10 protein-coding genes are annotated in these 7,384 nt (G+C 34.7%); 4 read left to right on the top strand and 6 right to left on the bottom strand.

The window, feature by feature from the left end; genetic code table 11:
* Nucleotides 1-209 precede the first annotated feature (209 nt).
* The 4 genes from I6U48_RS15885 to I6U48_RS15875 all read right to left on the bottom strand — a co-directional run bounded on the left by I6U48_RS15885 (nt 210) and on the right by I6U48_RS15875 (nt 2,586).
* Entirely contained in the window at nt 210-824 is a 615-nt protein-coding gene (locus tag I6U48_RS15885) for an aldo/keto reductase (RefSeq protein ID WP_218321448.1), read from the bottom strand.
* 72 nt (nt 825-896) lie between these two features.
* On the bottom strand, nt 897-1,193 hold the full coding sequence (locus I6U48_RS15880; protein ID WP_218321447.1) for a helix-turn-helix domain-containing protein: 297 nt from the start codon (nt 1,191-1,193) through the stop codon (nt 897-899).
* A 296-nt stretch (nt 1,194-1,489) separates the two neighbouring features.
* Complete coding sequence (locus I6U48_RS30510) at nt 1,490-1,732, bottom strand: hypothetical protein (RefSeq protein WP_376774572.1); 243 nt, start codon at nt 1,730-1,732, stop codon at nt 1,490-1,492.
* Between the two features lie 8 nt (nt 1,733-1,740).
* Entirely contained in the window at nt 1,741-2,586 is an 846-nt protein-coding gene (locus I6U48_RS15875) for an SDR family oxidoreductase (protein WP_218321446.1), read from the bottom strand.
* A 178-nt stretch (nt 2,587-2,764) separates the two neighbouring features.
* On the opposite strand from I6U48_RS15875, the gene I6U48_RS15870 reads away from it, so the two are divergent.
* From I6U48_RS15870 to I6U48_RS15855, 4 genes are all read left to right on the top strand, one after another.
* Nucleotides 2,765-3,136: a MerR family transcriptional regulator gene (locus I6U48_RS15870; protein WP_218321445.1), complete on the top strand. Its 372-nt coding sequence runs from the start codon at nt 2,765-2,767 to the stop codon at nt 3,134-3,136.
* On the top strand, nt 3,120-4,067 hold the full coding sequence (locus tag I6U48_RS15865; protein WP_218321444.1) for an AraC family transcriptional regulator: 948 nt from the start codon (nt 3,120-3,122) through the stop codon (nt 4,065-4,067). The genes I6U48_RS15870 and I6U48_RS15865 overlap by 17 nt, the downstream gene beginning before the upstream one ends.
* A gap of 217 nt (nt 4,068-4,284) precedes the next feature.
* Entirely contained in the window at nt 4,285-5,040 is a 756-nt protein-coding gene (locus I6U48_RS15860; RefSeq protein ID WP_218321443.1) for an EFR1 family ferrodoxin, read from the top strand.
* Between the two features lie 50 nt (nt 5,041-5,090).
* On the top strand, nt 5,091-5,351 hold the full coding sequence (locus tag I6U48_RS15855) for a WCX domain-containing protein (RefSeq protein WP_246615390.1): 261 nt from the start codon (nt 5,091-5,093) through the stop codon (nt 5,349-5,351).
* A gap of 325 nt (nt 5,352-5,676) precedes the next feature.
* On the opposite strand, the gene I6U48_RS15850 is transcribed toward I6U48_RS15855, so the two are convergent.
* Together I6U48_RS15850 and I6U48_RS15845 are read right to left on the bottom strand one after the other, a co-directional pair.
* Entirely contained in the window at nt 5,677-6,198 is a 522-nt protein-coding gene (locus I6U48_RS15850; protein ID WP_218321442.1) for a PadR family transcriptional regulator, read from the bottom strand.
* A 63-nt stretch (nt 6,199-6,261) separates the two neighbouring features.
* Nucleotides 6,262-7,110, bottom strand: a complete 849-nt coding sequence (locus tag I6U48_RS15845; protein ID WP_218321441.1) for a sialate O-acetylesterase — start codon at nt 7,108-7,110, stop codon at nt 6,262-6,264.
* Nucleotides 7,111-7,384 lie beyond the last annotated feature (274 nt).

Here is a 7,384-nt window from a genome sequence, read left to right as displayed (position 1 = left end):
TACTTTCTGCTTTGATTATCTTAAGTGCGACAGCCCCACCTGTTTACCATATTAGATAAATGTTTTTTTATTTATGGTATTATGCTGGTTTTATGAATATGAAATACCATATCAAACCTCAAATTGAAAATACATTGTTTATGTAATCATGATCTTCTTTCGATGAGGCTGTCATTGCATCTTCAATAAAAATTTGGTTATATTTTAGACTATCTAGTGAGCCTTTTTTCAACAAATTCATAGTGAACTTGTTGAAGAATACTTGGAATCTTGAGTCCCTGCGGGCATTGCTTTTCACAGATACCGCAAGATACACACTGGTCAGCTCCGGAATTTGATGGCATCAATACTCTTTGATAAACATATCTGTCGTTATTGGACTTCATAAACTTGTAACTGTTATAAAGCTTAAAAACATCCGGAATTTTAACACCGTGTGGACAGGGCATACAGTACCTACATCCAGTACAACCAATGCTCTTTTGCGATTCAAAAGCCTCACGTATCTTTAAAATCAGATTTTCATCCTCATCCGACATACAATTTGGTTCAGCATATTGGAAAATTTTCAAGTTGTCTTTCAGTTGCTCAAGATTACTCGTTCCGCTAAGAATAACAGATACCTCTGGCATATTGTACAGCCAACGAAAACACCATTCGGCAAGCGAACGCTTTTCAGGATAGTTTCTTATTAATTCAGTCACTTCCCTAGGAACATTATTAAGTAGATAACCTCCGCGCAGTGGTTCCATAATTACTGTGGCTATTCCTCTATTCATATAAATGTATAAGTTCTGTCTCTGCGCCCTTAGATTTAGCTTCATCAGAAACTCATCTCCAATTCATAATTTTGTATCAATTATATCCTTGAAAAGAATTTGAATCCATGTGATATACTAATATTCATGGATATTTTTACTGTAAAATTCCGATGGACTTATTCCTTCTATATTTTTAAACATCCTGCTAAAATAGAATTCATCATTATATCCCATTAGCCCTGCCACTTCTTTTATTTTTTTGTCCCCTTCAATAATCAGTTCCTTTGCTCTATCAATTTTAATCTTATTAAAAAACTTAATTATAGAATAACCTGTAACATCTTTGAAAGCTTCGGATAAATAAGTTGGCGACAATTTCACTAACTCAGATAATTCAGTTACGGTTATTTTTTTATCTATATTTTGATTCATATATTTAATAACCTCTCCATATATTGTAAACAATCAATAAAAATTTGAGTTTATTTTATCATATTTAACTTAACATTTAATCTTTTAATAATCAATAACTTCTAGTTATTGCTACACCCTAACTAGTTGTCCCAATCAAGTTATATACTATAACCTAAACAAATACAAAAAATACTCTATACCCCAACATGGTAAATTTTATTTTTCGTTTTAATTACCTCCATTTAGTTATTTTTGTATAGTATTTTTACAATAAATGAATATTCATTCAAGTAACTTTCCTAAATAATGCTGTATTAGTTTTGTTCGGTGAATTCAAACTCTCCGTTGAAATACTTTTTAGCAATTTGCATTAATGGACTAAAAGAATAAATAAACAATAGATCAATATCAACTTCCTTAAAGACACCGAACTTTTTACCATTTTCTAAAAACTCTACTAACGGTCTACTAATCAGCTGAACTTCTTCATAAATTTTTAAAACAAATGGTGAGTTCATGAACTGTTCAATAAAAAGAAAATTGTCCTTATTTAAAATGCAGTAGACTATTTATTGAAATAGTGACCTTGCTCCAAATCCGCAATCAAGCCTGGTTGTATCGGATTCCACCCCAAAACCTCTTTTGTTTGTGCAACGTTTCCCGGCATTACACTTGGGATATCAAGTGAAACTAGCATACCGAGAAATCCGAAATGAGCATTTGCTTCTTCTCGGGAAATGCTTACCACTGGAAGGTTTAAGTGTTTTCCGATAGTACTGGCAATTTCACGGAAAGGAATTCCTTCGTCGCCTCTCCCGGTAAAACTTGAACCGGCTGGTGCTTTTTCAATTGCCAGACGAAAAAGCTTAGCAGCATCAAGCCTATGAATAGCCGGCCATCGATTAGTTCCCTCTTCAACATATGCAGATACTCCTTTTGAGCGTGCAATATTGATAAGTTGTGGAATAAATCCATGGCTATCTGCGTCACTATGCACAGAGGGTGCAAGACTAATGACAGCGGAACAAACCCCTTTATCAGCTAACGCTAATGTAGCCTTATCCGAGGTTTCCCCATTGGCATGAGCAGTGGTCACAAATGGTTTCCCAGTACCCTTAAGTATTCCACCTATTGCGTTAATTACATTTAAATCAATAGCAAGGGATCCTGAAAAATCCGAAAAGTCATGTCGAAAAGCCATATGAATAACACCTTCTGCCATGGAAGCTCCTTTACAAAGACATTCCGTATCTTCCAGCGTCCCAATCAGTGCTTCTGCTCCAACACTTTCTAATTTCTTGGCACCCTCTTCCGAACGTGTTAATCCAATTACTTTATGTCCAGCCTGAATCAGTTCTTGTACAACCGCTGAACCAATATAACCTGTTGCTCCTGTTACAAAAATACGCATAATAATTCCTCCTTCTAGTCGGAAGCACCGAGTAGTTTAACCCACTCGCTCCCGCTCGCAAACTACTCGTTAAAGGTCATTCAGACCTTTAACCTCCTTAAGCTGTTGATTTTCTTTAACAATTGTAGTATAAACTATATAGTTAACTCTAATGCAAGTCATTTTTGGAGGGATTCATATGAAGATTCAAGAATTAGCTAAAAAAATGGGTTTAACAGTCTACACAATTCGTTTTTATGAAAAAGAAGGCCTATTGGATAGTCGACATGTTCGAAGAGAGGAAAATAACTATCGTAATTATTCAGAGGTCGCTATCGAACGTTTGAAACTCATAAAGAAGTTTCAGGGAGCGGGGTGTTCGCTAACTGAACTTAAGGAAATTTTGAAGGACCATGATGAAAATACGCTTACTAATGAACAAGTGATTGAATGGATATGCCAAAAGATAACTGAGATTGAGCGTAAGAGGAACGAATATGATCAAATGCTTGATACTCTTAACTGGATGTTGGAATACAGGAGGTCATTGAATAATGAAAAATTTAGATGAACATTCAGTACCTTCAACGTCTGTTAACGTGGGGGGGATGCTAGAAGAAGAGATATCACGACTGGCACGCCTGATCTATGCCCAAACCCCACATGACGGTACCTTTAGTCAGCGCATTCCAGGTTTGCATATAAATCGCTATTCAAGAATGGAAATGAACATCATGAAAACCTTCTACCTACCTTCTTTATTAATCGTAGCACAAGGAATAAAGGCCGTTACTTTAGGAAAAGAAATCTACGAGGTCGGTAGGTCACGTATGCTCGTGTTCCCCGTTGCTCTGCCGATTGCACTCCAAACCACACAGGCCAGCTCTTCTGAGCCGTTCCTCAGTGTAGGCTTGGAACTGGACCCTCAAAAGATCTCAGAATTGGTCCTGAAAGTGTATCCCGATGGTCTACCTTCAATTAGTCAGCGAAGTGTCGGTTATCTCACTAACGCTGACTTTGGCATTATCAATGCTGTAAGTAGGCTTGTGGAATGTCTTCAAAGTCCCAGCGATACTAAATTGCTCGCCCCACTTGTGCTGGATGAAATTTTAATACGAGTCCTGCGCAGCACCATCGGTGTTCATGTTGCTGAAATAGGTTTTGCGGATTCTGGCGTGCAGCGAGTTTCGAAGGCAATTTCCTGGCTCCGCTACAATTTCTCTGAGCAGATAAAGGTTGCAGACTTGGCCCAGCTGGTACACATGAGCGAATCCTCTTTTCACGAACATTTTAAGTCAGTTACTTCGATGAGTCCACTGCAATACCAAAAGGCACTGCGCCTTCATGAAGCCAGGCATCTGATGGTCTCCGGTTCAATGGATGCTACTACTGCATGTCAGCTGGTGGGTTATGTCAGCGACTCTCAATTCAGCAGAGATTACAGCCGCTTTTTTGGAAGACCACCGAGGAGAGACGTCGCCAGTTTGCGTCAACAAACATAAAAACTAGACTGACCCTGCAGTACGGATTTACACAAAAAACTGTCACCTTCTATACCTGGCGAGAGTTCAATTGCTACTTTCGGAGGATTAGGCAAGAATTAACACGGAACAGGCAAATTTTTTCATGAAATCCACGATAAAATAAATTCATAGAACAACTACTTAATTGTTTAGTTTGATAGAAGTAGTTTTAAAATCAATAGTGAGGTATATGAACATGAATAAAACAATTTTTTACTTTTCTGCAACAGGGAACAGCCTGCAAACCGCTCTTGATATTGCCAATGTTTTAGGTGACACCGACGTAGTATCAATCTCCAAAGCCGGAATGAATTATAATTGCAATAGCGAAGTAATCGGTTTTGTTTTTCCTGTTTATGCATGGGGATTGCCCAATATGGTATATGATTTCATAAAAAGCAGTAACTTCAATAAAGATGCCTATTTCTTTTCGGTGGTTACCTGCGGGGGAGCTATAGGTACATGTCTCACAGATGTGGACAATATACTGAAAGAAAAAGGTGCATATTTACATTACGGCACTAAGCTTCCTATTTTATCAACCTATATATTGATGGTTGATATAAAAAACGAAAAGGTAGGCAAGCTGCTCGCAAAAGCCGACGACAAGCTTGCTGTCATCATTCAAGATATCAAAATCAGAAAAGAGTGCAAAATAAAGGGCAGTTTAGGTCTTCTTAGAAAAATGCATAATAAAGCCTCTGCCAATTTTAAATCTACCGATAAGGATTATAATGTTTCGAAAAATTGCACAAGATGTGGTATTTGTGTTTCAGTTTGTCCAGCAAAAAATATCGAGATTATAGATGAAAAAGTAACGTTCAAGCACAACTGCGAAAAATGTCTTGCTTGTATTCATTGGTGTCCACAAAAAGCCATCAATTACAAAGACAAAACTCAAAACAAGCAGCGTTATCATCATCCTAAAGTAAAACTTTCTCAATTGACATAACTATTTTATATAAATGTTTTATATCCTTGCCGATGGATGGCTCAGAATGGATGACAAAAGAACTTGTACCGGTTATTATCAGAATAGATAAATCTTTAAAAGATAAAGTAATAGAGCGATTTGGAGAAGAAAATATTATTGGTATTGAGGGGAATAATTATATTGCCAAATATCCTATTGCAGACAAAGAAGAGGGATATAACATACTCCTTAAATTTGGGCGAAAATGTGAGTTAATTGAGCCACTAAGTGTGAGACAAAATTTCAAAAAATATTTGATGAAAATTGTGGGAATATATGAAGATAACTAAAACTATTACCACAATCAATGTTCCAAGTGAAAATAGAATAAAGATGTCCCTCTACAAATTAGGGGGTTGTTATAATGCCCATATACTGGATTTCTTTCATAGTATATGGGCATTATTTTTTATGATATATATCCTCCACCCCTAAGTGAATTAAATAACACACTATCCAAATTAACTTCTCCTTCTACGCATACTTTCTATATTACTAATAACTTATGATATTTACTTCAAATTGTTCAAGTTTATAGAGCTAATATTGGGTTAGTTAAATGTTTATGCAATAATATAGATACTTACGGCCGACACTTAACTTATCCTCCTTAAATTAATTTTCATTTTTCGCATCTTTTAACAATCCCTCAAACCATTGAACATTTACTAAGTGATGGGAAAGTGAATTTTCAAGCATTTTTCTAAAATAAGTAGGTATAGTTTCATTATACTGAATAGATTGTTCTAATAAAGAAATTTTCTTTTTTGTTTGTTCGATTTGTATTTTTATTAGTTTTGTTAGCTCCTCGCTTTTATATTCATTAGCAAATAACATTGCTGCATAAAAAGATAAGTTTATATACTCTGTCTTAGATCCATACTTATACATTAATTTTTCAAATTCTTTATCCCCTAGTTCAGTGATGATATAATTATGCCTCTCTCTAGTATTGTCTAATTGATCAACTTTTTTGATATATCCTTTTTCCTCCAATTGTTGAAGATTATAATAGAATGATCCTTTAGTGAAATTTACTATGTATCTATAGTGTCTCTCTTCCATTAAAGCTAATAATTCGTATCCATAAGAACCTGGGTTTTGTTTTAATAAACCTAATATTAGTAATGGTATCAAAAAAACACCTCCTTTATACTCTTAATCTAAATTACGTTAATAGTTGTTTCATAATTATAAGGTTTAGTCATTGTTGATTTGCATGACTTGAGATGCGAATTCATCATAGGATATTTTTCCTAATGCAAAATCCATACTTTTTATATATATCTTTTCTGCTTTAGTATGTGTTCTAGCATGATTAAGACTTAGCAACTCATTTTCATTAATTAATGGCTTTAATACATTCTGCTTATTAGAAAAGGCTGCAAAATATCTTAAGCCAAATTTTCTTTGAGAAATTGCATCAATATGAATACCATCAGGGTTAGAAGTTAAACCTGAGGCTGTGACAAAATAACAATTATCTTGTTCAAAAGCAAATTTTTCTAACTCTTGATTAATGAAATTATATTCAGTACAGCCTTTTCCAAATCCTTCTTTGCCTAAAAAATCTCCTAAACCACCAATAATAATTGGAATATCTGGAGCATTGAGCTTCTTTCTAAGAGCTTCAATAATTGAAAGTAATTTTTTATAATAAACTTTGTAGTTACCATTAACACTATCACTTTCTCCTTGATGCCATAGAATTCCTATTAACTCACTGCTTTGCATAGCAAATTTAGCTTCAGCTATTGCATGTCTAAAAAGCACTTCATCCACAGCCCACTCATCCAGTGTACTTCCACCTTCAGCGCAAGGAATTAAGCCAATAATATCTTCTCCATTTTGACGACACCATGCATCTGCAAATGAACCCGCTAAACTTATTCCCGAAACAGGACGGTCATAATTGATGGGCTCAGTCATCATTTGCCATCTACCATTACGCAGCATTTGTATTCTTTCATTATAAATTGGTGGTACTTCATGGATAAATCCTCGTCCAGCCATATTTGATTGTCCTAACATTAAAAATGATTTAATCACTTTTTTCATCCTTTCTTTTTATTTAATATTTATGAATAAATGTTAAATAGTTACTTATTTATTGTTTCCGTAAATTTACTAGATACCTAAAATTACTAAATTTATAATTAGTCTAATTAGACTAATAACACTTAAATATTATAGTCTAATTAGACTATTTGTCAACTATATTTTTTCAGAAATAAAGCCAAAATATATTTTAGACGATACAGAGAAATGTTCATGATTAAATATCATTAAACTGATTTAAAAAGGGGCTGTCGCACTTAGATAA

Origin of the sequence: Clostridium thailandense, assembly GCF_019207025.1 — a bacterium.
GTDB classification, from domain to species: Bacteria; Bacillota; Clostridia; order Clostridiales; family Clostridiaceae; genus Clostridium_AM; species Clostridium_AM thailandense.
Note: the sequence above shows the minus strand (reverse complement) of the source record. Positions and strands in the feature narration are given on the sequence as shown.